At 70.0% G+C, this 23856-nt stretch carries 22 protein-coding genes and 1 pseudogene; 13 read left to right on the top strand and 10 right to left on the bottom strand.

All coding sequences use genetic code 11. From position 1 onward, the window contains the following. Positions 1-157: 157 nt before the first annotated feature. Positions 158-958, bottom strand: a complete 801-nt coding sequence (locus tag DNK56_RS21295) for a VOC family protein (protein WP_111337119.1) — start codon at positions 956-958, stop codon at positions 158-160. Positions 959-1263: 305 nt separating this feature from the next. Here DNK56_RS21295 and DNK56_RS21290 point away from each other — a divergent pair, with 305 nt between their 5' ends. After that, positions 1264-1911, top strand: a complete 648-nt coding sequence (locus DNK56_RS21290) for a TetR family transcriptional regulator (protein ID WP_111337116.1) — start codon at positions 1264-1266, stop codon at positions 1909-1911. 59 nt (positions 1912-1970) lie between these two features. On the opposite strand, the gene DNK56_RS21285 is transcribed toward DNK56_RS21290, so the two are convergent. Both DNK56_RS21285 and DNK56_RS21280 read right to left on the bottom strand, forming a co-directional pair. Beyond that, the gene (locus DNK56_RS21285; protein WP_111337114.1) at positions 1971-2150 is read right to left on the bottom strand and encodes a ferredoxin; all 180 of its coding nucleotides are present in this window, start codon (positions 2148-2150) and stop codon (positions 1971-1973) included. A 13-nt stretch (positions 2151-2163) separates the two neighbouring features. Next, the gene (locus DNK56_RS21280) at positions 2164-3417 is read right to left on the bottom strand and encodes a cytochrome P450 (RefSeq protein WP_111337112.1); all 1254 of its coding nucleotides are present in this window, start codon (positions 3415-3417) and stop codon (positions 2164-2166) included. Positions 3418-3614: 197 nt separating this feature from the next. On the opposite strand from DNK56_RS21280, the gene htpX reads away from it, so the two are divergent. Both htpX and pspAB read left to right on the top strand, forming a co-directional pair. Next, the gene (gene htpX, locus DNK56_RS21275) at positions 3615-4526 is read left to right on the top strand and encodes a zinc metalloprotease HtpX (protein WP_111337110.1); all 912 of its coding nucleotides are present in this window, start codon (positions 3615-3617) and stop codon (positions 4524-4526) included. Between the two features lie 30 nt (positions 4527-4556). Continuing rightward, a complete protein-coding gene (pspAB, locus tag DNK56_RS21270) occupies positions 4557-5141 on the top strand; it encodes a PspA-associated protein PspAB (RefSeq protein ID WP_111337108.1) in 585 nt (194 codons plus the stop codon). 34 nt (positions 5142-5175) lie between these two features. On the opposite strand, the gene DNK56_RS21265 is transcribed toward pspAB, so the two are convergent. Continuing rightward, a complete protein-coding gene (locus tag DNK56_RS21265; protein WP_158558491.1) occupies positions 5176-6198 on the bottom strand; it encodes an aromatic ring-hydroxylating oxygenase subunit alpha in 1023 nt (340 codons plus the stop codon). A gap of 192 nt (positions 6199-6390) precedes the next feature. On the opposite strand from DNK56_RS21265, the gene DNK56_RS21260 reads away from it, so the two are divergent. Continuing rightward, the gene (locus DNK56_RS21260; protein ID WP_241990044.1) at positions 6391-7929 is read left to right on the top strand and encodes a flavin-containing monooxygenase; all 1539 of its coding nucleotides are present in this window, start codon (positions 6391-6393) and stop codon (positions 7927-7929) included. Positions 7930-7942: 13 nt separating this feature from the next. On the opposite strand, the gene DNK56_RS21255 is transcribed toward DNK56_RS21260, so the two are convergent. Beyond that, a complete protein-coding gene (locus DNK56_RS21255) occupies positions 7943-8815 on the bottom strand; it encodes a hypothetical protein (protein WP_111337103.1) in 873 nt (290 codons plus the stop codon). Positions 8816-9002: 187 nt separating this feature from the next. Here DNK56_RS21255 and DNK56_RS35505 point away from each other — a divergent pair, with 187 nt between their 5' ends. Both DNK56_RS35505 and glsA read left to right on the top strand, forming a co-directional pair. Continuing rightward, entirely contained in the window at positions 9003-9458 is a 456-nt protein-coding gene (locus tag DNK56_RS35505) for a hypothetical protein (RefSeq protein WP_199563659.1), read from the top strand. Between the two features lie 94 nt (positions 9459-9552). Next, entirely contained in the window at positions 9553-10587 is a 1035-nt protein-coding gene (glsA, locus tag DNK56_RS21245; RefSeq protein WP_111337100.1) for a glutaminase A, read from the top strand. Positions 10588-10632: 45 nt separating this feature from the next. Here the strand turns inward: glsA and tgmC are convergent, their stop codons facing one another. Genes tgmC through tgmA form a run of 3 tightly spaced genes read right to left on the bottom strand, consistent with a single transcriptional unit; the run spans position 10633 to position 12990 of the window. Next, a complete protein-coding gene (gene tgmC, locus DNK56_RS21240) occupies positions 10633-11754 on the bottom strand; it encodes an ATP-grasp peptide maturase system methyltransferase (protein ID WP_111337098.1) in 1122 nt (373 codons plus the stop codon). Continuing rightward, a complete protein-coding gene (gene tgmB, locus DNK56_RS21235; protein WP_111337096.1) occupies positions 11747-12706 on the bottom strand; it encodes an ATP-grasp ribosomal peptide maturase in 960 nt (319 codons plus the stop codon). Before tgmB ends, tgmC begins: the two co-directional genes overlap by 8 nt. 11 nt (positions 12707-12717) lie before the next feature. Further along, positions 12718-12990 carry a putative ATP-grasp-modified RiPP gene (tgmA, locus tag DNK56_RS21230; RefSeq protein WP_274543559.1) on the bottom strand — a complete coding sequence of 91 codons (273 nt, stop codon included), beginning with the start codon at positions 12988-12990 and terminating at the stop codon, positions 12718-12720. A gap of 130 nt (positions 12991-13120) precedes the next feature. Between tgmA and DNK56_RS21225 the strand changes: the two genes are divergently transcribed. Next, a complete protein-coding gene (locus DNK56_RS21225; RefSeq protein ID WP_241990043.1) occupies positions 13121-14728 on the top strand; it encodes a transcriptional regulator in 1608 nt (535 codons plus the stop codon). A gap of 82 nt (positions 14729-14810) precedes the next feature. On the opposite strand, the gene DNK56_RS21220 is transcribed toward DNK56_RS21225, so the two are convergent. Then, a complete protein-coding gene (locus DNK56_RS21220) occupies positions 14811-15059 on the bottom strand; it encodes a DUF397 domain-containing protein (RefSeq protein ID WP_446750408.1) in 249 nt (82 codons plus the stop codon). Next, positions 15056-15820, bottom strand: coding sequence for a DUF5753 domain-containing protein (locus tag DNK56_RS21215; protein WP_111339444.1), 765 nt, complete (start codon positions 15818-15820; stop codon positions 15056-15058). Before DNK56_RS21215 ends, DNK56_RS21220 begins: the two co-directional genes overlap by 4 nt. Positions 15821-15955: 135 nt before the next feature. Here DNK56_RS21215 and DNK56_RS21210 point away from each other — a divergent pair, with 135 nt between their 5' ends. From DNK56_RS21210 to DNK56_RS21185, 6 genes and pseudogenes are all read left to right on the top strand, one after another. Beyond that, positions 15956-16360: a hypothetical protein gene (locus DNK56_RS21210; RefSeq protein WP_111337091.1), complete on the top strand. Its 405-nt coding sequence runs from the start codon at positions 15956-15958 to the stop codon at positions 16358-16360. Between the two features lie 69 nt (positions 16361-16429). After that, positions 16430-17032 carry a 3'-5' exonuclease gene (locus tag DNK56_RS21205; protein WP_111337089.1) on the top strand — a complete coding sequence of 201 codons (603 nt, stop codon included), beginning with the start codon at positions 16430-16432 and terminating at the stop codon, positions 17030-17032. 179 nt (positions 17033-17211) lie between these two features. Then, positions 17212-17777 (top strand): annotated as a pseudogene (locus DNK56_RS21200) (transposase); the annotation flags it as partial. Between the two features lie 190 nt (positions 17778-17967). Next, a complete protein-coding gene (locus DNK56_RS21195; RefSeq protein WP_111339442.1) occupies positions 17968-18417 on the top strand; it encodes a hypothetical protein in 450 nt (149 codons plus the stop codon). Then, positions 18414-19064 (top strand): hypothetical protein, encoded by a 651-nt coding sequence (locus DNK56_RS21190; RefSeq protein ID WP_111337087.1) that lies wholly within the window; start codon positions 18414-18416, stop codon positions 19062-19064. Before DNK56_RS21195 ends, DNK56_RS21190 begins: the two co-directional genes overlap by 4 nt. Positions 19065-19067: 3 nt before the next feature. Beyond that, positions 19068-23852: a putative T7SS-secreted protein gene (locus DNK56_RS21185; protein ID WP_111337085.1), complete on the top strand. Its 4785-nt coding sequence runs from the start codon at positions 19068-19070 to the stop codon at positions 23850-23852. Positions 23853-23856 lie beyond the last annotated feature (4 nt).

Below are 23856 nucleotides of genomic sequence, written 5' to 3'. Positions count from 1 at the left end.
TACGGGCCTCCGGGCACGGAGGTCCGCGAAAATCCCGCCGCGTGCAGCGTCTCATCACCGAGCGCCCCCCGGCGGTGCGCACCCCGATTGTTCCTGGCCGGGCCCCCGGTTGCGAACTCGGGGGCGGATCGGGGTGTCCCGTACCACTCTCCCCGTATCAGGACACAGGTTCCTGAAGTACGGCGAATTCGGCACCCTGGTCGTCCTGGAGGACGGCCATCCGCCCGTACGGGATGTCGAGCGGCGGTTCGGTGACCCGGCCGCCCAGGCGCTGGACGGTACGGGCGGTCTCGTCGCAGTCCGTGACGTTGAAGTAGCTCAGGAAGTGGCTGGGCAACTCGGCCGGGAACGCGTCCGTGATGACGCCGCGCCCGCCGACCGCCGTCTCGGGCCCGGGTTCGGTGCCGGGCGGGGACCAGGTACGGAAGTCCACGCGGTGCTCGTCGGTGTCGGGGACGTCCAGGGGCGAGTCGTCCACGTCGGCGCCCCGGAAGCCGAAGACCTCCTCGTAGAAGGGGTCGACGCGGTCCTTGTTCCGGGTGTGGACCTCGGTCCAGCAGAAGGAGCCGGGTTCGTTCTGCTTCTGGAAGCCCGCGCGCTCCCCGGCCTGCCAGAGGCCGAAGACGGCGCCGCCCGGATCGGCCGCCTGGGCGAGGACCCCGTAGCGGCCGGCCGGGACGGGTTCGGTGATCACCTGGCCGCCGGCCGCGCGGATACGGGCGACCGACGCCTCGATGTCGTCGGTGGCGAAGTAGACGCCCCAGGCGGTGGGCATCCGGCCGTCCTTCTTGGCGGCCAGCGCGGCGACGAGCCTGCCGTCGCTGAGGGCGTCGGCGCGCCGGCCCTCGGCGGGCCGGAAGGTCCAGCCGAACAGCTCGCCGTAGAAGCGCTTGCCCGCCTCCAGGTCGGGGAGCTGCGCATCCACCCAGCACGGTGCGGAGTGTGCGAACGCGGCCATGGGCCCGAATCCTTCCGTCGTCCCCCGCTCCACCCAACGTAACGGCGCGGCGCACGGCGCGCGCTCCGGGCGCCACCCGGCCGGGCAAACGCGCGTTCGAAAGTTACCCACCGAAGTTATCCACAGGCTGTTCACAATACTCGTCACACCGTGTTCGCGGGGTGGTGGAACGCGATCGAAATGAGCGAGAAGGAGGAACCGGAAAAAAGGTCTTGGCACCGCCGCGAAATGGCCCCCGAGCGGGCCGCATTCCCCATTTGCTCTCGCCAAATCGCGCTCCGTTCACCCGTCGGTAAGCTGACGGCATGACAGGACAAGTACGCACCGTCGACGGCCGCGTGGCCGGTCGGCGCGGCCAGGCGACGCGGCAGAAGCTGCTCGACTGCCTCAGCGAGATGCTCAGCTCCTCGCCGTACCGGGACGTCAAAGTCATCGACGTCGCCCGTAAGGCGGGGACTTCACCGGCTACCTTCTACCAGTATTTCCCGGACGTCGAGGGCGCTGTCCTCGAAATCGCCGAAGAGATGGCGAAGGAGGGCTCCGGGCTGACGGAACTTGTCGCCGGGCGTTCCTGGGTCGGCAAGTCGGGATGGCAGACCGCCGAACAACTCGTCGAGGGATTCCTCGACTTCTGGCGGCGGAACGACGCGATTCTGCGCGTGGTCGATCTCGGCGCGGCCGAGGGCGACAAGCGGTTCAACAAGATCCGCATGAAGATCCTCAACTCCGTCACCGGTTCCCTCACGGAGTCCGTGAAGGAACTCCAGGCGAAGGGCAAGGTCGACAAGGACGTCAGCGCCGCCGCGATGGCCGGCTCGCTGGTCGTCATGCTGGCCGGCGTCGCCTCGCACCAGAAGGGGTTCACCGCCTGGGGCGTCAAGCAGGCCGAACTCAAGCCGAACCTCGCCCTGTTGGTGCACCTCGGCATCACCGGCAGAAAGCCGACGAAGTAGCGAACCCCTGCGGGCCACGCGCGGCGACCCCGCGCCCCCAGGTCCTGTCTCCCGGTGCCCTACTCCATCCTGATCGCCCCCACCGGGCAGGCGCGGGCCGCCTCCGCGACCATCGGGCCCGGTTCCGCGTCGGGGAGGAGTTCGCTCAGGCCGTCGTCGTCCTGGGTGAACACCTTCGGCGCGGCCAGCGCGCACTGCCCGGCGCCGATGCACAGGTCCTTGTCGATGGCGATCTTCATCGTCCTCCCCTCCTCACCAGGTCACCGGCAGTTCCAGCAACCCCTGCACCGTGTCCCCCGGCTTGGCCCGGACCTCCTGCGGCTCCACCGCGAGCCGCAGCCCCGGCAGGCGGCGGAAGAGGGCCGGCAGCGCGATCTCCAGTTCGGCGCGGGCCAGGTTCTGGCCCAGGCACTGGTGGACGCCGAACCCGAACGCCACGTGGTTGCGCCCGCCGCGCCCGAGGTCCAGCACGTCCGGCTCCGGGAAGACGGACGCGTCCCGGTTGATCACCGAGGTGGACAGCAGCACGCCCTCCCCCGCCCGGACCGTCTCCCCGCCGATCTCGATGTCCTCGACGGCCAGCCGCGAGAGCCCGTCCGCGATGGACAGGAAGCGCAGCAGCTCCTCCACGGCGGCCGGCACCGCGTCGGCGTCGCCCGCCGTGAACCGGGCCAGCTGGTCCGGGTGCCGCAGCAGTGTGTACGTACCGAGCGCGATCATGTTCGCGGTGGTCTCGTGACCGGCCACGAGCAGGATCTCGGCCAGCCGGACCAGCTCCCCGCCGTCCATCGTCCCGGCCTCCAGCTGCCCGGCGATCAGCTCGTCCAGCAGCCCGTCGCCGGGCCCGCCCGGCGCGCCCTGCCCGCCGGGCTCCGGCTTCCGCCGCCGCTTGACGTCGATCAGCTCGCGGAAGTACGCGTCCAGGTCCTCCCGGGCCGCGACCACGTCGTCCGGTCCGGGGCCCCGGAGCAGCCTGCGCGAGCGGTCCTCGAAGAAGTCGTGGTCCTCGTACGGCACCCCGAGCAGCTCGCAGATGACCATGGACGGCACCGGCAGGGCGAAGCCGCCGACCAGCTCGGCGGGCGGGCCCTGCGCGACCATCGCGTCCAGCAGCCCGTCCACGATCTGCTCGATGCGCGGGCGCAGGGCCGCCGTCCGGCGGACGGTGAAGCTCGGGATGAGCTTGCGGCGCTGCGCGTTGTGCTCCGGGTCGTCCACGCCGAGCAGTTCGACGCGCCGCTGTCTGACCGCGGCCAGCCGGGGCGCGAAGAGCGGGAACGCGGGGTGTGCGCGGTCGGACGAGAGCCGGGGGTCGGCGAGCAGGGCGCGCGCCTCGGCGTGCCCGGTCACCAGCCAGACCGTACGGCCGTCGTAGAGCCGGACCCGGGTCACGGGGCCCCGGTCCCGGCCGGCCCTGGGGTATCCGGCGGGCGGCTCGTACGGACAGGTGCGGTCCTGCGGGAAGGGAATCGTCTCGGACTGGATCTCGGACTGGATCTGTGTCATGCGGACCTCGCAGCGAGGGGGGTGGTCCTGCCGATCACCCTCACTAGATGCCCCAGGCACCTATCGGGACCAGACGCTCTTCGGCCACATCTCCCCACCCATCCGGTTTCCGTCGTTTTCGGCCGGTGAGGCGCACCATGGAAGACGGGCGGGACAGACCGGACAGACCGGGGGCGGCGAGGACTGGAGGGCGCCCGATGAGCCGTACGCGTAGCCGGTACGCCACCGACCGGGGACTGACCACCCGCATGGTGACCACCATGTTTCTGATCGGGCTGCTGTACGTGGTCCTGGTCGGGGTGCTGCTGGCCGTGCTGCGAGGGTCCTGGCCGCTGATCCTGGTTCTGGTCGGCGGCATGTTCGTCGCCCAGTTCTGGTTCAGCGACCGGATCGCGGCGTTCAGCATGGGCGCGCGGGAGGTGTCCCCCGCCGAGGCGCCCGAACTGCACGGCGCGATCGACCGGATCTGCGCTCTTGCCGATATGCCGAAACCGCGTGTGGCGGTCGCGGAGAGCGATGTGCCGAACGCGTTCGCGACCGGCCGGAGCGAGAGGTCCTCGCTCGTGTGCGCGACCACGGGGCTGCTGCGCAGACTGGAGCCGGAGGAGCTGGAGGGGGTCCTCGCGCACGAGATGTCGCATGTCGCGCACCGGGATGTGGCGGTGATGACGATCGCCTCGTTCCTGGGCGTCCTGGCCGGAATCATCACCCGCGTCGCGCTGTGGGGCGGCTTCGCCCGGAGCAACCGGAGCAACGATCCCTCGGGCATCATCCTCATGCTGATCCCGCTGGTCAGCGCGGTCGTCTACGCGCTGAGCCTTCTGCTGACCCGGCTGCTGTCGCGCTACCGCGAGCTGTCCGCGGACCGGACCGCCGCCCTGCTGACGGGCCGCCCCTCCGCCCTCGCGTCCGCGCTGACGAAGGTGAGCGGCCAGATGGCCCGGATTCCGACGGAGGACCTGCGGAAGGCGGAGCCGTACAACGCGTTCTACTTCGTTCCGGCCTTCGCGTCGAAGGAGAGCATCGGCCGGCTGCTCTCCACGCATCCGACGCTGGAACAGCGTCTGGACCAGCTGGCCCGTATCTCGGCCGACCTGTCCCGCCCGTGAGGGCGCCCGTTTCCCTCTCAAGGAGTCCCCGTGGGCCTGCTCGACACGATCCTGGGCCGCAGCAAGCCGGTCCGCCCGGATCTGGACCAGCTCTTCGCCGTCCCGTCCGCCGCGCTGACCCTGCGGGCCGCGACGGGCTTCGCCCCGACCGGCCGGGGCTCGGTGTGCTTCGCGGGCGTGGAGGGCTCCGCCTTCGCCCGCATCCGGCAGGACGTACGCGAACTCCTCGACGCGGATACGGGGCGCGGGGGCATCCCGGTGGAGTTCAGCCAGGACTCGTACGGCTACACCTGGCTGCTGGCCCGCCGGCCGGCCGAGGACAGCGCCGCCCTGGTCAACGACCTGCACGCCGTCAACACGCTCCTCCAGGAAGCCGGCTTCGGCCCGCAGCTGCTCTGCTCCCTGGTCGCCTTCAAGGACCCGGCCGGCCGCGCCCTGGCCCTGGTCTACCTCTACAAACGCGGCACGTTCTACCCCTTCGCCCCGGTGCCGGGCGCCGCCGAGAGGCGCGACAACCAACTGGAACTCCAGGTCCGCGCCACGCTGGCCGACGACCTCCGCGTCGAGCCGGACCTGTCCCGCTGGTTCCCGGTGTGGGGGGCGCCGGGGCTGTGAGGGGCGGGCACGGAGGCCGTGGCGCCGGGTTCGTTCAGGGTTCCGGGTAGAACTGGCGGGTCCAGTGGCGGAACAGGCCGATGGCACGGTCGTTCGGGGCGAGCCGGGGGTATGGCTCGTAGCGCTTGGTGTTCCAGATCGTCAGGTCCTGGTGGACCTTGCCGACCGCGGTGCGCAGCATCGCGTGGGCGAAGGCCCGGTGCAGGCCGCGCCGCGGGAGCGACGCCGCGTCGGCGGCCCGCCCGTGGAGGTCCGCGCAGGCCGTCGCGACCAGCATGCGCGTGCGCCGGGGCCCGGTCGGGGTGTGCATCGCCCAGAGGTAGCTGGTGAGTCCGAGCGAGGGCACGGGCAGTTCGACGCAGAGGTATCCCAGCCCGGCCAGGAGGAAGGTGTGGTCGGCCCGGACCCGGTGCGCGAGGACGGCCGGCCTGGTCGGCCCGAGGCGCAGCCGCATGCGCAGCAGGGGGCCCTGGGGCGTGGGCGGGTCGAGCTGCCGCACGGAGACGTGGTGCAGGACCGGGAGGTGCTGGAAGTCGAGGGTGTTCTCGATGATCTCCTGGGGGTAGGTGCGCACTTCCGTGCTCCAGGCGGCCGTCGGGGCGATTCCGGGCCGCGCGATGCCAGGGATCTCCCAGGTGGGCGCGGCGCCGCCGGGTGCGTACCAGACGAAGAGGAAGCCGTTGCGCTCGCTGATGGTGTGGTGGCTCAGACGGGCGCGCGGGGGCGGGCCGTCCGGCGTGCCGACGCAGGTGCCGTCCGGGCCGAAGGCGAAGCCGTGAAAGGGGCATACGAGGTTCCGGCCCTCGACCGTGCCGCCGGCGCCCAGGTGGGCGCCGAGGTGGGGGCAGTAGGGACGTACGGCGTGGGCGCGGCCGTCACGGGTGCGGTAGAGGACGACGTCCTCGTCCATGAAACGGCGGGTCACGACTTTGCCGGGCGACAGCTCCCGTGAACGCGCCAGGCAGAACCAGCCGCTGGGGTACGGCAGTCGCCGTCCGGGCTCGTCGACGGCGGCCTGGACTCTCCCGGATTCGGGCTGTCCGCCCCTCTTCGCCATGGTCGGCATCCAAGCAGAGAAGGCCGCCCCTGTATTCCGATAGCCCAGCAATACCACTCCTTCGAGCCATCTGTCGTCGTATCCACGTGCGAGACCGCGAACCTCCCTAGGCTCGGCAATCCGGGCAAGCGGGCGGGAGCGGTTCGGCTGTGGCGCCGGGGTGCTCGCGACGCAGACAGGAGGCGCGTACTGGTGGCCGACGACAGCATCGGACAGCACTACGAAGCGGAAGTCGTCGTCATCGGGGCCGGGATCTCCGGCCTGGCCGCCGTGATCGCGCTGCGCGAGGCCGGTTTCGACGACGTCGTCGTACTGGAGAAGTCCGCCCGCCTCGGCGGGACCTGGCGCGACAACACCTACCCCGGCTGCGGCTGCGACGTACCGGCGATGCTGTACGAGTACACCTTCGCGCCGCACACCTGGAGCCGGGGATTCGTCGGCCGGCCGGAGATCCTCGACTACCTCGACACCACCGCGGCGGCGCACGGCGTGGACGGCGCGATCCGCTACGACACGGAGGTGCTGGAGGCCCGCTGGGAGCCGGCGGCGCACCGCTGGCGGCTGCGGACCACGTCCGGCACCTGCGCCGCCCGCGCGGTGATCGTCGCCACCGGCCCCTGGCACCGGCCCCGCATCCCCGACATCCCCGGCCTCGACACCTTCACCGGCGCCGCCTTCCACTCCGCCCGCTGGGACCACGGGGTCGACCTGGCCGGGCAGCGCGTGGCGGTGGTGGGCACCGGGGCGTCCACCGTCCAGTTCCTGCCCGAGATCCAGCCGAGGGCGGCCCATGTCGACGTCTTCCAGAGCACGCCGCAGTGGGTCCTGCCCAAGCCGGACTACCCGCTCCCGCCGGGCCTCCACCGGTACTTCGCCCGCCACCCGGCGGCCCGCCGCGCGCTACGCGGCCTGCACCACTGGACCCAGGAGAGCATCGGGTTCCCGCTGCGCCACCCGAGCCTGCTGCGGCCCCTGGAGACCCTGGCCCGGCTCCACCTGCGCACCTCCGTCCGGGACCGCGCCCTGCGCCGCGCCCTGACGCCCGACTACCGCCTGGGCGCCCGCCGCCTGATCACCTCCAGCACCTATTACGCCGCCCTGACCCGGCCCAACGTACGGCTGCGTCCCACCCGGGTGACGGCCGTGGACGGCTCCGACGTCATCGGCGCCGACGGCAGCCGCACCCGTGCCGACGTCATCGTCCTCGCGACCGGGTTCCACATCGGCGACATCCCGCTGGCCCCCCATCTGCACGGCACCGAGGGCACGTTGGCCGACAGCTGGGCCGACAGCCGCCGCGCCTACCTGGGCACCAGCGTCAGCGGATACCCCAACCTCTTCCTGCTCATCGGCCCGAACCTGCTCACCGGCACCACGGCCGTCCCCACCGTCCTCGAAGCCCAGCTCCGCTACGTCACCGATGCCCTCGGCCGGCTGCGCGCGGGCGGGGCGTCCGCCGCCCTGGACGTCAGGCCGGGGACCGAGGCGGCCTACCAGCGGGCTCTGCACGAGGCGCTGTCCGGCACGGTCTACAACGCCGGCGGCGGCACCGGCTACTACTTCGGCCTCCCCGGCGTCAACACGTTCTGCTGGCCCTGGTCGACGGCCCGACTCGTCAAGCGCCTGCACGCCTTCGACCCGGACGACTACACCTGGCAACTCTCCCTGCCCGCCCAGGCCGACGCCGCCCACGACACCCTGCCTGCCCAGCCTTCGGACCGGCTCCGATAGGGCCTCACTACGGTCAGGGGCGTTCGAACCACTGGAGTACGCCGGTCACGGCGAAGCACAGGGCTCCCGCCAGGGTGCCGGCATTGGAGATCGCCATGCTCACGGGGGCGTCCTCGCCGGGGCTGACCAGGTCCGCCAGCGCGGCGATCATGAACAGCACCGAGCCGGTCATGTTGACGGTGACGATCCACCAGCCGAGGTCGTGCGGGCGGACGCCCGTGGGCGCGTGGCAGACCTCGGCAAGGGCGAGCTGGCCGGAGACGAGGAACAGCACGCAGCCGATCACGTCCGGCGCCCACACGAGTCGGGCCGCCTGCTGGGTGCTGAGGCCGTGCAGGAACGAGTCCAGCAGGTTCAGGCCGAAGACCAGCGTGCCGGCGAAGAGCAGGAACGTGCTGAGCCAGTCGATGCGCATCGGTTCGTAGCTCCACCACCGCCACGCGCCGGTCCTGAGCCGGTTGCCATCGGTCCGGCGCGGGGTGTTGACGGCCTGGAGGAGTGAGGCGTAGCCCCCGGCGTTGAAGAGGAGACCACCGGCGAAGTACGTGCTCGACACGGAGTTCGCGGGTGCCCCGTCGATCGCGAGCGTGGCCCCGGCGGCGAAGAGCAGCCCGCCGAGTGTGAACGCCACCGCCGCGACGGAGTTGAGCGCCCGCATCCGGGCGAGCCCCGGGGCGTCGGCCCGCTGGACCACCGTCCGGGTGTCACCCGCCGCCCGTACCGTCAGCGCGCCGCGCCTGCGGACCGTACGGGAGTCCCACACGGCCTCGCTGCCGTCGGCCCCGCGCAGTGTGAGCCGCGTGGTGAACGGCCCCACGCCCTCGGCCCGCCCCTCGCCGCCGCTCCCCCGACCTGCCGGTTTCTCGTCTTCCTCGTCGCGACGCACTCGCGTGAGTGTATGGACGCGGCCCCTCCGCGCCCGGCAACAACGCGGGCGGTGCCCCGAGAAGGGATAACTCCCATGGTCGCGCATCGCGCGCGGCGAGCACTCCCGCGTGCTGACATCGAGACATCCTGCGAATCGTGGAGGCGATGTGAAGCAAGGTCGTGCACTTCTGTTGCGGTGCGCCGCGGTGCCCGTTCTGACGGCGGCGCTGATGGCCGCCGGGACGTCGGTGGCGTCGGCGGCGCCCGTGGCCTCGGACGGTGGCTGTCACCACGACTGCCCGAAGCCCGAGCAGGGCCCGCCGGGCCCGCCTGGTCCTGCTGGGCCGGCTGGGCCGGAAGGTCCTGCTGGACCCGCTGGACCCGCTGGACCCGCCGGGCCGACGAGTCCGACCGAGATCGTTCAGGAGACGTACCCGCTCACCAGCGGCCTCAACACCGGTACGGCCACATGCCCCGCCGGTACGAGCATCACCGGCGGCGGTCTGACGACTCCGCTGGGCGGCAACAACCTCACGGCTCAGGTGTACGAGTCCTACCCGTCCAGCGGCGACACCTGGACGGTGTCCTTCAACAACTCGGCGAGCACCGGCGGCGAGTACACGGTGTACGCGGTGTGCCTCCCGGTGACCGAAGCCGGTTGATCCGCGCCCGGCCCCCGCGACAGCACGAACGGGAAGGTGTGCCGCCGGCCATGCGCGCCGGGCGGCACACCACTCGGAGACCAGGAGGTGGCGGATGGCCGGGGTGATCCATGACACCGGGGACGTCGCGGACCCCGGGACGGCGCGGGCCGCCGTCTCCACCGGGAGGCTGCCGACCGCGGAGGCCGTACGGGCGACGCTGGACGGGGTGCACCGGCGGTTCCAGGGCGACCGGGGCGGGCGGGTCGCCGACTACATTCCGGTCCTCGCCGAGGCGGACCCGGAACTGTTCGGCATCGCGGTCGCCCATGTCGGCGGCAGCACCTACACGGCCGGCGACGCGGACCACATGTTCTCGATCCAGTCCGTGTCCAAGCCGTTCGTGTTCGCCCTGGTCAACCACGAGTTGGGGCGCGAGACGGTTCGGCAGCGGATCGGGGTCAACAGCACGGGCCTGCCGTTCAACTCCGTGCTGGCGGTCGAGCTGAACCACGGCAGCCCGATGAACCCCATGGTCAACGCGGGGGCCCTGGCCACGACCGCGCTGGTGCCCGGCGCGACACCGCAGGAGCGCTGGGACTTCGTCCGGCGCGGCCTCTCCCGCTTCGCGGGCCGGGACCTGCTCGTGGACGACCGGGTGTACACCTCCGAGGCCGCGACCAACCAGCGCAACGAGTCCATCGCCCGGCTGCTGGACAGCTACGGCGCCCTCGCCGGGGACCCCGTGACGACGACCGACCTCTACACCCGGCAGTGCTCGCTGACCGTCTCCACCCGCGACCTCGCGACCATGGGCGCGACCCTCGCCAACGGCGGCGTCTGCCCGCGCACCGGCGAGCAGGTCGTGGACGCCGGCGTCTGCCGCGACACCCTCTCCGCGCTCGCCACGGCCGGCCTGTACGAACGCAGCGGCGACTGGCTGTACGAGGTCGGCATGCCCGGCAAGAGCGGGGTGTCCGGGGGCATCATCACCGTCGCCCCCGGCAAGGGCAGCCTCGCGGTGTTCTCACCCCGCCTGGACGAGGCCGGCAACAGCGTACGCGGCCAGCGCGTGGCCCACTTCCTGTCCGGGGCGCTCGGCATGAACCTGTTCGCCTCGACGGCGCAGAATCAGCCCGCCGTCGCGTGACCCAGGAACGCGGCCCAGGCATCCGGGGCGACGGCGAAGGTCGGGTCACACCCAGGTGAGGCGTTGTCCGACGGGACCGACGTGCAGCCACATCCGGTCGGCCGGCGGTCGCCCATCCGTCTGCCACCGCGTGATGCGTTCGGTGATCTGATCCCATAGGCGCGCCGGGCCACCCTGTCGCACCATCCACCGCGTGCCGTTCTGGAAGAGGACCGCCCATGCCCCGGCGTCCACGTCGATGATGACGTGCTCCGTCCGGCCCTCCCGTTCCAGCCTGAGCCGCTGCGCACGCGGTGCGGCGAACTGCGCGACGAACCGGACCTCCCAGTCGTCGAGCGCATCCGCGCCCAGCTCGGCGGACACCGCGTCGCCCTCGCTGAGGTTCGGCAGCATCCCGAGCGGGGGCGGAAGGTGGGGACGGGCCAGCATGAACGAGACCTGCCCACCGAGAACCGGGCCGCTCGCCGTGCCGTCGTCGGCGACCGTGAGCCGTACGAGTTCGGATGCGTGCATCCATCCGCCGACCGTGACCAGGACCTCACCGCCGGGCCGTGTCTGCGTCAGCCATTCGGCCGGCACCGTGTGCACGCCGCATGTAGCGATCACGCGGTCATACGGACTTGCCGCCTTGTAGCCCGCCAGGCCGTCACCGACCACGCGGGCAGGCGAGTATCCGGCGCCCGCCAGGGCCATTCCGGCACGGGCGGACACCTCCGCGTCCACCTCGACCGTGGTCACGTTGTCCTCGCCCACGACATGGCACAGCAACGCGGTCGAGTAGCCCGTGCCCGTGCCGATCTCAAGGACGCGCGTCCCCTCGGTCACCCGCAGGTCTTCGAGCATCCGCACGACCAGACTCGGCAAGGTGGACGACGACGACGGGGCCGCCGCGATGCGCCCCTCGACCTGGTCGGGGAAGACGCCCCCAGCCACCTGCGTCACGAGGCTGTCGTCTTCGTAGACCCGCGCGAGTCCTTCCGGGGAGTCCCCGGCTACAGGGCGGTACCAACCGCCGTCCTCGTACTCGAACCAGCCGCGCGAGAGGAACGCCTCGCGGGGCACCGACATGACAGCCGCCTCCCAGTCCGCGCTGCGCAGCGGGCCGGACTTGGACAGGCGCCGCGCCAGGTCGGCCCGTAGGTGTTCCGAGGGCAGGGGGTCAGTCATGCTGACTCGCTCCGTTCTCCAACAGGTCTGCGATTGCGTGTGTGATGGGCAGTCCGGCCGCGTCTTCGAGCCACGCCCACTGGCCGTTGGGGTTGCACTCCAGGAACCACCATGCGCCGTCAGCGGTCACGGAGAAGTCGAAGGCGCCGAAGTTCAGCCCGAAGTCGGCGAGGAACCTCGCCAGCGCCCCGCGTATCCCGTCCGGGCAGGCGACCGGCTCATAGGTGAGGCTCCGGTATTCGGCTCTCCAGTCCACGACCCCGGGCGGCGCGGTGATGCGCGCGCTGAACACCTGCTCGCCGACGACGACCGTCCGCACGTCCGCCACCTTCGGCACCCGCTCCTGGAACAGGTGCGCGCTGTGCCTCACCGCTCCGTCGATCTCGCCCGCCTCGACCGGGGCCGCCCAGATTCCGGCCGGCTCACCCTCGACGTCGTACGCCCCGGCGTGCAGGGGCTTGTAGATGGTCGGCCGTTCGGCGCAGAACGCCTTGCCCTCCATCGGGTCGTTCGTGATCAGGGTGGCGGGAACCGTGAGCCCGACCCGTGTCGCCGCGTCCAACTGCGCGGGCTTGTACTCCGCTCGCGCGATGGCTTGCGGGTGGCTCAGGTACAGGCACCCCGGCAGCGCGCCCAGCACGCCACCCAGGCCGCGCCGGTTCTCCTGCGTGGCGAACCGGGCCGCCTGCTCGCCGCTCCCCGTGGGGTAAGGACTCGGGCGACGGTGGTACAGGGCGCGCACTGCGGCCAAGTCGGCCGTACGCTCCCCGACCGTGAGCCGCCCGCCCCATCCGTCCGCCCCCATGTGCGCGGCAAGCACCGCGGGTGCCGGGAAGTCGCGCCCAGGATCGAACCGGAGGACAGGCACCCGGCGCCGGTTCAGTTCTGCGATGACCAGATCAGCGGTGGCGTCCTCGTACTCCGTGCAGACCAGCACCGGGTGCCCGTCCATGGCTCTACCCCCTAGTCCTGTGTCGCGTCGTGACCGGAATCGGCGTCCATCCTGCCGTCCTTGCCGACCTGTGTGGGCGGATAGGTGTTGACGGACGTGCCGTGCTTGCCGAGTTCGGCCGGCGTCATCGCTCCGCCCTCCCCGACCCATCGGCCGGTCTGCGTGGCCGGGTCAATGCCCGCGTATCGCCACGGCGAGGGAGAACCGTTGCGCAACGGAGCCATACGGCGCAGCCCCCACGGGGCCTGTGCGGTCGTCTGCGTACCTGTGGCGCTTGTCTGCAAGTCTCCTCCTTGGTCGCTTCCTACGGTGTCGTGCAGGACCCGCCCCGGCAGGGGGCGGAGTCTTCACAGGCAGATCTGCCGCTTGCATGCCCGGCAGTACGTCTTGCCGTAGCGCCTGTTCACTGCGGCCATGAACAGATCACCACTGATCACCGATGACCGGGACTCGGCGAACGGTGGCGAAGAACGGCGAAGGGCCCGGCGCGCAACGGTGGCGATCTCGGCGAATTCCGGCGAATTGCTCAGCCTTGCTCCGTGCCGCCCACTCAGCTTCTACGCTGGTCGGATTCAGCACCCGGAGGCGTCCATGGCAAGGCCCCCGACCGGCCGGCGACCCAACGCGCTATTGGCTCACTGGTTCACCCGCACCGGCATGTCCCGCGTAGGACTGGCGCGCGCCGTCACCGACCGTGCCGTCGCCCTCGGACACCGGGGCATCGGCACGGACGAAAGCCGCGTACGCCGCTGGCTCAATGGCGAGACACCCCGGCCACCTGTACCGCAGCTCATCACGGACGTCATCAACGCCCGCCTCGGCCTGCGTCTCACCTGCGCAGACCTCGGCTTCCCCGGCCCCCGAGATGCCGAAGGCGCCCGCCGCCATCCGGATTTCCCGTGGAAGGCCCCCAGCACCATCGACGCCCTGGCGGACATCACCCGGAGCGAATTCATGCTGCCGACAACCCGCACCGGCTCCGACGCTCAAGGCGTACACGCCGGCGACGACCTGCTCGCGCCCCTCCAGCACTGGGTCTCGGCCACCCCCACCGGCGACAGAACCGAAGTGGGGGCCAGACGCTCAGGGCACATTGGAGCCGCTCAGGTCGAAGGCATCCGAGCCGCCACGGCTACCTTCCGCGACCTGGACAATCGCCACGGCGGAGCCCTCTCCCGCAAAGCCGTCCTCGGACAGCTGGACGACGCCGTCGCCATGCTGAACTCGTGCTCCTACACCACAGCGACCGGCCAGGCCCTCTTCTCCGCCGTCGCCGACCTCGGGTCCGTGGCCGGATGGATGACCTTCGACGCCGGCCGCCACGCCGCCGCACAACGGCTGTTCGTCACCGCCCTGCACGCCGCCTCCGAAGGCGGAGACAAGGCCCTGGGTGCTCACATCCTGCAATGCATGGCCCGGCAGATGTCCCACCTGGAACGCTACGAGGACGCACTCGATCTGATCGCGCTTGCCCGGTTCGGCGCCCGCCGCCGCATGTCGCCCGCTACTGTTTCGATGCTCGCCGCCCTCGAAGCCCGCTTCCACGCCATCTTGGGCAACGTCGACGAGAGCGAGCGGGCAGCCGACCACGCCCAAGAGGCGTTCACTCGCGTAACGCCCGGCGCCGAACCCGCGCACATGACGTTCTTCGACACCGCGGAGCTGTCCGCCACCATCGGAGTAGCGCACCAGATCGCTGCCAAGCACAGCACTGCCGCGCATCGCGCAAGGCGCGCCGAGAAGTCCGTCTCGCTGATCAGTCACGCGCTCGACAACCGGCCCGAGCACCGCGTACGCAGCAAAGCCTTCGACCATCTCGGCCTGGCCCGCACCTATCTCGTGGCCGAAGAACTCGACGGCGCACTGCTGGAAACCGAGCGCGCGCTCGACCTCTTCGGCGTCATCGAATCCCGCCGTGTGGCCGACCGCCTCGTGGAGCTCCATGACGAGGCGAAGCCCTTCGCCGGCGGACGAAGCGGCGGAAGGCTGCGAGAACTCATCGCCGCTGCCACAGTGGTGTAGCCGAAGGCACAGGCTGTCTGGAGAGCGGCCTAGCCGTTCTCCAGAGCCATCTTTGTGCGGGGCGCATCACCGCCTTCGGCGGTCAGCCCGCCGTCGCGTGACCCAGGAACGCGACCCAGGCATCCGGGGCGACGGCGAAGGTCGGACCGTCGGTGACCTTGGAGTCCCGGACGTGGACGGTGTGGGGGCAGGTGGCGACCTCTACGCAGGCCCCTCCCTCGTTGTTGCTGTAACTGGACTTGTGCCAGTCGTAGGCGACTTCGATGCAGGCTTCGCCCTCGTTGCCGCTGTAACTGGACTTGAACCAGGCCAGCCCGGACACGTGGCTCACAGTTGTCTCACCTTCGTCTCGATGACCTCTACGGACTTCCAAGGATTGAGCGCCTGAGCCCGCAGGATGCCGAAGAGGTCGATCATGTCGCCCACCTGTTCCGGCTTCGAGATCAACCTATCGCCGCCCTGCCCCTCCGCGAACAGCAGAGCGCGGCCTTCCGCCGTGGTCATCAGCTGCATCGGGCCGTTCAACCCCGCGTGCGTGTGCTGTGAGGACGGCATCACCTGAACCGTCAGGTGGTTGTACCGCTCAATGCAGTCCAGCAGATGCCGCAGTTGCTCCTTGAGCACCTCCGGGCCGCCCAGTGTTCGGTCGAGCACCGATTCCTCGATGACGAAGCCCACGCGCGGCGGCGGCGTGCGATCCAGCACGGCCTGCCGTTCCAATCGCGCTTCAACGTGCTGGATGATCTCGGCTTCCGTGTACGCCGGGACGCGTGCGCGGTACAGCGCGAGGGCGTACGCCTCCGTCTGCAGCAGCCCCGGAATCAGCATCGTCTCGTAGGCGCTGATGACCCGAGCCGTCCGCTCCAGCTTGGCCCAGTTCAGGAACTTGGGGGCGTACTTCTCCTCGTCCACCAAGTCGCAGCACGCCTTCAACGCCCCGTTCGCCTGGTACAGCACTTCGGAGTCCGTCAGCAGTTCCAGCGACGGGATGCGTTCCGCGCGCTCCACCGCGCCCAGCAGCGATTCCGAGACGAGCAGCTTCTCGGAGGCCGCCTTCTGCGTGAACCTCGCCCGCACCCGGTGAATGCGCATCAACTCGCCTACGAGCCTCCGCCCGTGACTCACCTCTTCGCTCGACCCCACAGCTCACCACCCCTTCCCCACATCGCCTTGATGTGGATCGCGTCCTTCTGGTCACGCTACGCATATGGCGGAATGCTCATAGCCATGAAGCAGAAGAAACTCCCCGAATGGGTTCCCTCCTCGGGGCATCAACTCCACCTGACCGGCATCCACTTCGACGCCATCCGGATGCGGGGCGTACGGGGCGAGGCGACCGTGCACCACCTGATGACCCTCACGGACGGTGATCCGGGGCCGGTCGTACGGGAGATCTCCGGGGCGCGGTGGACCTACTTCCTGCTGGAGCCCGGCACCAGCCAGGACTTCGACTGGCCCCCGGGCGCCAAGTGCTTCGGACCGGCGGCATGGGACCAGTACGTCGGAATCCCGGCAGCCGAGGGCAACACCTACCCGTTGAGCTGGCGCTGCGGCCCCCCGGAGGAAGGCGACTTCGTGGACGCCGAACTACTGCACGGCGTAGTGACCGCCCAACTAGTAGCCGGCGAGTAGCCGTTCACACCCGCTCGCCGCGGCGTGCCGGGCGGCGGCTGGACGATTGGGGGCGGAACATCAACCCCCATGGACTTCTCCTCCTGGCCCGCGCTGTTCGTTGTCGACGTCGAGGGCAATGGCGGCCATCCGCCCGACTTGGTCGAGGTGGCCGCGCTCCCCGTACGCGACGGGCGGCCCGACACGGGCACCGCCGGTGCGTGGCTGACCAGGCCGAAGCGGCCCGTCACGTCGTTCGCCGCCCGTGTGCACGGCCTCACCAACCAGGTCCTCGCGGACAAGCCGGGCTGGGATGAGATCAAGGGCGCGGTCCACGGACTGCTCGGCACCGCGTGGATCGTCGCCCACCACGCCCACGTCGACTACCGCGTACTCTCCGCACACCTGCCGCAGTGGCAGCCGGCCGGAGTCATCGACACGCTCCGGCTGGCCAAGGCCACCTACCCGGTCTTGCCCAGGTACAGCCTCGACGCCTTGCTCAAGCACGCGGCGCCGGACCTGAGCGAGGCGCCCGGACAGCGTCACCGCGCGACCTTCGACGCCTACGCGACCGCTCAGCTCCTGATCGTCATGGCCGACCGCTACGACAGCTGGGAACAGCTCGTGGTCGCCGCCGTCCCGCCGGGCCTTCCCGGCGCCCCCGAACCAGAACAGGAGCCCACGCTGTGGTGACGACAACCCCGAACAAACGCGTCCGCGTAGGCCTGATGGGAGCCCACTCCACCGGCAAGAGCCTCCTGATGCGCCGCATCGAAATGGAACTGCGCGGACTCGACATCCCCGTCCAGCGCACGGGCCATCTCGGCCGACGCGCTGCGCTCGTACCACTGCCCAAGATGCAGCACCACACCATGAAGCCCGGCGGAAAGATCCGGGACGGACCCTGGGCCGCCGAACCGCCCGGCGACTGCCCGAAGGGCACGCGGCTGATCGCATGGAAGGTACGGCCCGTTCCTGTCGCCCAGTTGCAGATCACCAGCGCCGACGGACTGCGGCTGACCCGCTTCGCCACCAACACCACCGGCATGCCGATAGCGACACTGGAGTTGCGGCACCGCCAGCGGGCACGGGCCGAACCCGCATCCGGACCGCGCAGGATACCGGCTTGCGCAACCCGCCCCTGCATGACACCGCTGAGAACCAAGTCTGGCCGGAGATCGTCCAGCTCGCCCTGGACCTGCCGGCCTGGATGCCGATGCTCGCTTTGACCAGCGAAATCCGCAGGCAGGAGCCCCGCCATCTCCGGGTCCGCTTTCCCTCCGCCGCCGCCCAGATCGTCACCACCGCCCGACCGGACCCGTGGAACCCGGCACCCACCCGGCGGACAGACGGGCCCTCCATATGCCCGCCACCGACCCGAACAGCCAAAACAACCCGCCGAAGGAACCGACGGCCCGTCACAGAAGATCAAGGCTAATGAAGACCTTGGTGGTTGACCGCGGGATTTTCGCTTGCTCGACCCTCCTTTCGCGCGGTTGCGCTCGCTCCCATGCCGCCGCCCCGTACGCCTCACCGGTCGAAAGCAGTCAGGGTCGTGGAACCGCTGATGGTGGCGGGCGTGGTGTCCTACGGTGTTCGAGGTCGATAGCGAATGCGAACGGGGGGCCATGGCTGAGGGGTCAACGCTGGCGGATCGGATTGCCGATCAGCGGGCCGGGGTGGGTGATCCGCGGGCGTTGCTGGGGGAGTTCCGGCGGGCTCTGGTGTTGGTGCCGCTGGTTGACGGCGGGTTGTGGACTGCGGAGTTCGGCGGGGTGCGCTGGGTGTGCGGGTTCACGGACGAGACGGCACTGGCTCGGTTCGCGCAGGGGCGGGGTTCCGTTGATGGCGCTGAGGCGGCTGGGCGGTCGTGGGAGTTCGCGGAGTTGCGGGGAGCGCGGCTGCTGGACGAGGTCGTACCGGCGATGGGGGTGCCGGCCGGGATCGCGGTGAACATCGCTGATCCCGAGGGGTCGATGTTCTTCCCGCCTGTGGCGGGGATCGTGCCGGACGCCGTTGCCGTCGGCCAGGAAGGCACCGTGGTGGCGCCGAGTGAAGGCATGGGGCGTGGGCTGTGAGCGGTGGCGGTACGGGGGATCTGCACGTTGATCCAGGGAGTGTCCAGAAGATCACCAGTGGGCTGCGCGCGACGGTGGACGAGCTGGAGGAGATCGGTTCCGGTACGGGGGCGGCGCTGGGCAAGGGCGTGTCGGGGCTGTCGATGACCGGTATGGAGGCCGGGCATTACGGGTTGTCGGTGACCTTCGGGGACTTCTGTGAGCGGTGGGAGTGGGGGGTGCGGGCGCTGGTCCAGGACGCCAACGCCATCGCTGCGAAGCTGGGTCTGTCGGCGGGGGTGCTGTGGGAGGAGGAGCGGTACATCGAGGGCACGTTGAAGATCGTGGTCAACGCGGGTGTGGGCAATCCGAACGCGTCCGATGACGACATCGTCAACCAGGGGTGGGGCGAGGTGCTTACCCCGGACTACCTGAGCCCGGACTACAGCGTGGAGTCGTTCGAGCGGGCCGGGGACGAGGCCGGGCAGACCTGGAATGACACCGGTCGGGCGGTGATGACCGAGGGCGTCGGGGGCCTGCACAACGACGTGATGAACAGCCTGCTCGGCCGCGACCAGGAGACCTTCGACCGGGACGTGGACGAAGCGTTCGGCCCTTCCGCCGAGGAGCGGGCCCGGCAGCAGCGGCCTGACGACGGGGGGAACTGATCCATGGGGCTCGGGGATCTTGTCGGCGATCTGACACCGGACTTCATCGAGGATGCCGTCGACGGCGGTAAGAAGTGGGTGGGTGACCGGGTCGAGGACGCCGGGGACTGGACGGCCGACCGGCTGGAGGACGTGGGCTGGGACTCCGGCGCCGACTGGGTGCGCGAACAGTCGCGCTCGGTGGCGAACCGGATGGGCGCCGAGGCCGAGGAGATGGACCTCGGTCAGACGGAGGACAAGAAGAAGCTGGTCTATGGCAGCCCGTCCGAGATCCGCTCGACCGCCACGCACCTGAAGAACCTGCGGAGCTCGCTCGACAAGGTCGGCGACGGGCTCAAGGGGCTGGACGCCTCCGAGCTCAAGGGGCAGACGGCGGACGCGTTCCGGGAGTCGGTGTCCGTGGAGCCGCCCCAGTGGTTCAAGGCCGCCGACGCCTTCGAGAAGGCCGCGGGCGCGCTGGAGTCGTTCGCCGGTACGGTCGAATGGGCCCAGGGCCAGGCCCAGTTGGCGATCGACAAGTGGAAGGCGGGCACCAAGGCCTCCGAAGAGGCGATGGACGCCCACAAAGAGAGGTGCGACACCTTCAACAAGGCCGTCGACACGTACAACGCCCTGCCCGCCGACAAACGCGACCCGTCCACGCTGCCGCCCCGGCCCGGTGAGTTCACCGACCCGGGCAAGGCGCGCATGGAGGAGGCGCAGCAGCTCCTCGCGGAGGCCCGTACGCAGCGCAACACCGCGGCGGAGACCGCCCGCACCGCGGTGGCCGCCGCACGGGACGCCGCGTCGGCGAAGCCGAAGTACGCCGACCAGGTCGCCGACTGGCTCGCCGAGACTCAGTTGATGAACACCCACTTCGTCGGCGGGGTCGCCAAGGGCACGGCCGGGCTCCTCAACTTCGTGCGCACCGTCAACCCGATGGACCCGTACAACATCACGCACCCCGCCGAGTACGGTCTCGCGCTGAGCAACACCGCCGCCGGGCTCGTCCAGGTCGCCAACGACCCCTGGGGCACGGGCAGGCAGATGGTCACCGAGTTCATGAAGGACCCGGCCGAAGGGCTCGGCCGCCTCGTCCCCGACCTCGTCCTCACCGCCGCCACCGGCGGCGGAGGCGCCGCGGTCAAGGGAGCCAGGACCGCGAAGGAACTCGCCGACCTCGCCCAGGACGCGAACAAGGCCCGCCGCCTCGTCGACGACGCCCCCGAAGGCACCCACAACCGCACCCCCGAGGAACGCACCACCAAGGGCACCGACCCGGTCGACCTCGCCTCCGGCCGCATGTTCCTGCCCCAGACCGATGTGGTCCTGCCCGGCGTGCTGCCGCTCGCCTTCACCCGCCGCGTCGAGTCCGGCTACACCGCAGGCCGCTTCTTCGGCCCCTCCTGGTCCTCCACCGTCGACGAACACCTGGAAATCGACGCCAACGGCGTCATCCACGTCACCGACGACGGCCGCCTCATCCCCTACCCCCACCCCGCCCCAGGACTGGCCACCCGGCCCGAAACCGGCACCTCACGCAGCGTCCTGGAACGCGAGGCGTCCGGCGACTACCGGCTCACCGACCCCGACACCGGCCTCACCCGCCACTTCGACGCCCCTCGCGGAACCAGCCCCGGCGAAGACGGCACCGCCTGGCTCGGCGAGATCGCCGACCGCAACAACAACACCATCACCTTCGACCGCACCGACGACGGCACACCCCTCGCACTCGTCCACTCCGCCGGCTACCACCTGTCCCTGACGACGACCGACCGCCGTGTCACAGCTCTGACGCTCACCGGGCCGGACGACGGGGCAGACGGCCGACCGGCCCGCCCCGTCATGGCCTACGGCTACACGGATGGCAATCTCACCGAGGTCACAAAACCCTCCGGCGCCACCCTCACCCTCACGTATGACAACCACCGCAGGGTGACCGGCTGGGTCGACTCCAACGGTTGCGGCTACGCCTACACGTACGACGAACGGCATCGGGTGACCTCGGAGGGCGGCGCGGCCGGGCATTTCCACGTCACCCTCGACTACGGCGAACCCGACCCGGCGACGGGCCACCGCACCACCACCCTGACTACCGCCGAGGGACACACCACCCGCCACGTCATCGGCCTGGGCAGCCGTGTCCTCGCGACCACCGACCCGCTCGGCCACACCACCCGCTTCACCTACGACACTCAAGGAAACCGGCTCAGCCGCACGGACGCGCTCGGGCGGACAACTCTCTTCTCCTACGACGAGGATGGCCGGCTCTCCACCCTTACCCGCCCCGACGGAAGCACCATCCGCGCCGAGCGCGACTCCTTGGGTCAGGCGACGGAAATCATCGCTCCCGGCGGTACCCGATGGCAGCAGACATTCGACGACCGCGGTAACCGAACCTCCCTCACCGACCCTGGGGGGCAGACCACGCGCTATACCTACGATGCCCACGGCCGCCTCCACACCGTTATCGACGCCGCCGGCGAGGTGACGACCTTGCGCTGCGACCCGGCCGGCCTGCCATTGGAAATGACCGACCCGCTCGGCGGCACCACCGGCTACCAGCGTGACGTCTGCGGGCGCCTTCTGCGCGTGACGGACGCCCTGGGAGCGGTCACCGGCTACGAGTGGAACGCCGACGGTCTACTCGCCCGACGGACCGCGCCCAACGGCGCCACCGAATCCTGGACCTGGGACGGCGAGGGCAACTGCCTCACCCACAGCGACCTCTCGGGCCGCACCAGTCACTACGAGTACACCCACTTCGACCTTCTCACGGCGCGAACCGGCCCGGACGGGTGTCGTTACACATTCGGCCACGACGCCGAGCTGCGCCTGACACGGGTAACCAACCCTCAGGGACTGACCTGGAGTTACGAGTACGATTCCGCGGGCCTGGTGATCGCCGAGACCGACTTCGACGGACGCACGCTCCGCTACGGGCTCGACCCCGTCGGCCAAGTGATCCGCCGCATCACGCCGACGGGCGAGACCATCCACTACGAACGCGACATCGGTGGCCGGGTAACCCGCAAGGTCGCGTCCGGCCGGACCACCACCTACGCGTACACCTCCGGCGGCCAACTGCTGCACGCGTCCGGTCCGGACGGGGAAATCAGCTATCAGTACGACCGTGTCGGGCGGATCAAGACGGAGCTGGTCGACGGACGGGCCACCACGTACGCCTACGACGCCTTGGGTCGCCGCACCCGCCGGATGACCCCCACCGGGCAGGTCACCGACTACACCTACGACATAGCCGGGAACCTCGTACGGCAGACCAGTGGCGGACAGGATGTGACCTTCGACCGCGACGCCAACGGCCGTGAACTGACCCGTACGTTCGGCGAGATGCTCACGTTCACGACCGAGTGGGACACTGCCGGACGCGTCGCCGGACAGGAGACCTCGTCCGGCGGGCGCAGCCTCAGTCACCGTACGTACAGTTATCGCTCCGACGGAATACTGACCGGTGTCGATGACGCACTCTCCGGGTCCCGGCGATTCGATCTCGACCCGGCCGGTCGCGTCACCGCGGTCCATGCGACCAACTGGACTGAAACGTATGCCTACGACGAGGCGGGCAATCAGACGGCGGCCTCGTGGCCCGCGTCCATGCCTGGTCAGGAGGCAATCGGCCCGCGCACGTACGCGGGGACCCGCATAACCCGCGCGGGTAACGTCCGTTACGAGCACGACGCCGCCGGCCGCATCATCCTGCGCCAGAAGACCAGGCTCTCCCGCAAGCCCGACACCTGGAGCTTCACCTGGGACGCCGAGGACCGCCTTACCGCCGTCACCACCCCGGACGGCTCCCGATGGCGCTACCTCTACGATCCGCTCGGCCGCCGAACCTCGAAGCAGCGAATCGCTGCAGACGGTGTCACTCTGGCCGAGCAGGTGAGCTTCACGTGGGACGGCAGCACTCTCTGCGAAGAGACCACCACCTCCACCGACCTCCCGAACCCGGTCATTCTCACCTGGGACCACCTCGGGATGCGCCCGTTGGCGCAGACCGAACGCATCACTGCATCCGACGCCTCTCAAGAGGAAGTCGGCCAGCGCTTCTTCGCCATCGTCACCGATCTCGTCGGTACGCCGACCGAACTCGTCGACGAGTCCGGCCGTATTGCTTGGCACACCCGCACCACGCTGTGGGGGACCACCACTTGGTCACGCACCTCCACCGCGTATACACCGTTACGCTTCCCGGGTCAGTACTTCGATCCGGAAACGGGTCTGCACTACAACTATTTCCGCTATTACGACCCCGAGACCGCCCGTTATCTGACACCGGACCCCCTCGGGCTCGCACCCGCCCCGAATCCCGCGACCTACGTCAACAACCCGCACACGGCCTCCGACCCCCTCGGGCTCGCCCCCGTCGATTGCCCGGATTCAACGGTGACGGTCTACCGCAAGCAGACGGACCATCCACTGAGCCAGCGCATTCATATCGGTGAGAACGGAGAGGTGACGATCACCGGCCACGGCAAGCTATACCTTAATATGAGCGGCGACATGAAACACACCATAGAGTTTCGCTCCGACAGCGGGCAGATTGTTTCGTACGAGATCCCGAAGTCCTATCGGGATTTCATTCACGAGAATGCACTTCCACAAAACAAGGCCGATCACCCCGACGGCTCAGCGTTCACCCGACAGGAATGGAAGGCGCTCCTCAAAGAATATCCCGAGATTTCGGACCCAACAAAGGGTCCACACCTCTACGGGATTCCCGATAAAATGCTCGACGGCCTGAGGGATGCTATTATCCCCGGATCCGGGCGCGTGGTTCGAGAAGGGTGAACAT

The organism is Streptomyces sp. AC1-42W, assembly GCF_003248355.1.
In the GTDB taxonomy this organism is placed as follows: Bacteria; Actinomycetota; Actinomycetes; order Streptomycetales; family Streptomycetaceae; genus Streptomyces.
The sequence above is the reverse complement of the archived record's forward strand: the minus strand, read 5'-3'. Positions and strand labels throughout refer to the sequence as shown.

Excerpts from the sequence above, each read along its gene's own strand:
- htpX (WP_111337110.1), top strand. The coding sequence starts at position 3,615 with ATGAGCCGTACGCGTAGCCGGTACGCCACCGACCGGGGACTGACCACC.
- DNK56_RS21290 (WP_111337116.1), top strand. The coding sequence starts at position 1,264 with ATGACAGGACAAGTACGCACCGTCGACGGCCGCGTGGCCGGTCGGCGC.
- DNK56_RS21285 (WP_111337114.1), bottom strand. The coding sequence starts at position 2,150 with ATGAAGATCGCCATCGACAAGGACCTGTGCATCGGCGCCGGGCAGTGC.
- DNK56_RS21195 (WP_111339442.1), top strand. The coding sequence starts at position 17,968 with ATGGCTGAGGGGTCAACGCTGGCGGATCGGATTGCCGATCAGCGGGCC.
- glsA (WP_111337100.1), top strand. The coding sequence starts at position 9,553 with ATGGCCGGGGTGATCCATGACACCGGGGACGTCGCGGACCCCGGGACG.
- DNK56_RS21225 (WP_241990043.1), top strand. The coding sequence starts at position 13,121 with ATGAACAGATCACCACTGATCACCGATGACCGGGACTCGGCGAACGGT.
- DNK56_RS21205 (WP_111337089.1), top strand. The coding sequence starts at position 16,430 with ATGGACTTCTCCTCCTGGCCCGCGCTGTTCGTTGTCGACGTCGAGGGC.
- DNK56_RS21210 (WP_111337091.1), top strand. The coding sequence starts at position 15,956 with ATGAAGCAGAAGAAACTCCCCGAATGGGTTCCCTCCTCGGGGCATCAA.
- tgmC (WP_111337098.1), bottom strand. The coding sequence starts at position 11,754 with ATGACTGACCCCCTGCCCTCGGAACACCTACGGGCCGACCTGGCGCGG.
- DNK56_RS21265 (WP_158558491.1), bottom strand. The coding sequence starts at position 6,198 with ATGGCGAAGAGGGGCGGACAGCCCGAATCCGGGAGAGTCCAGGCCGCC.
- DNK56_RS21280 (WP_111337112.1), bottom strand. The coding sequence starts at position 3,417 with ATGACACAGATCCAGTCCGAGATCCAGTCCGAGACGATTCCCTTCCCG.
- DNK56_RS21295 (WP_111337119.1), bottom strand. The coding sequence starts at position 958 with ATGGCCGCGTTCGCACACTCCGCACCGTGCTGGGTGGATGCGCAGCTC.
- DNK56_RS21185 (WP_111337085.1), top strand. The coding sequence starts at position 19,068 with ATGGGGCTCGGGGATCTTGTCGGCGATCTGACACCGGACTTCATCGAG.
- DNK56_RS21215 (WP_111339444.1), bottom strand. The coding sequence starts at position 15,820 with ATGCGCATTCACCGGGTGCGGGCGAGGTTCACGCAGAAGGCGGCCTCC.
- tgmB (WP_111337096.1), bottom strand. The coding sequence starts at position 12,706 with ATGGACGGGCACCCGGTGCTGGTCTGCACGGAGTACGAGGACGCCACC.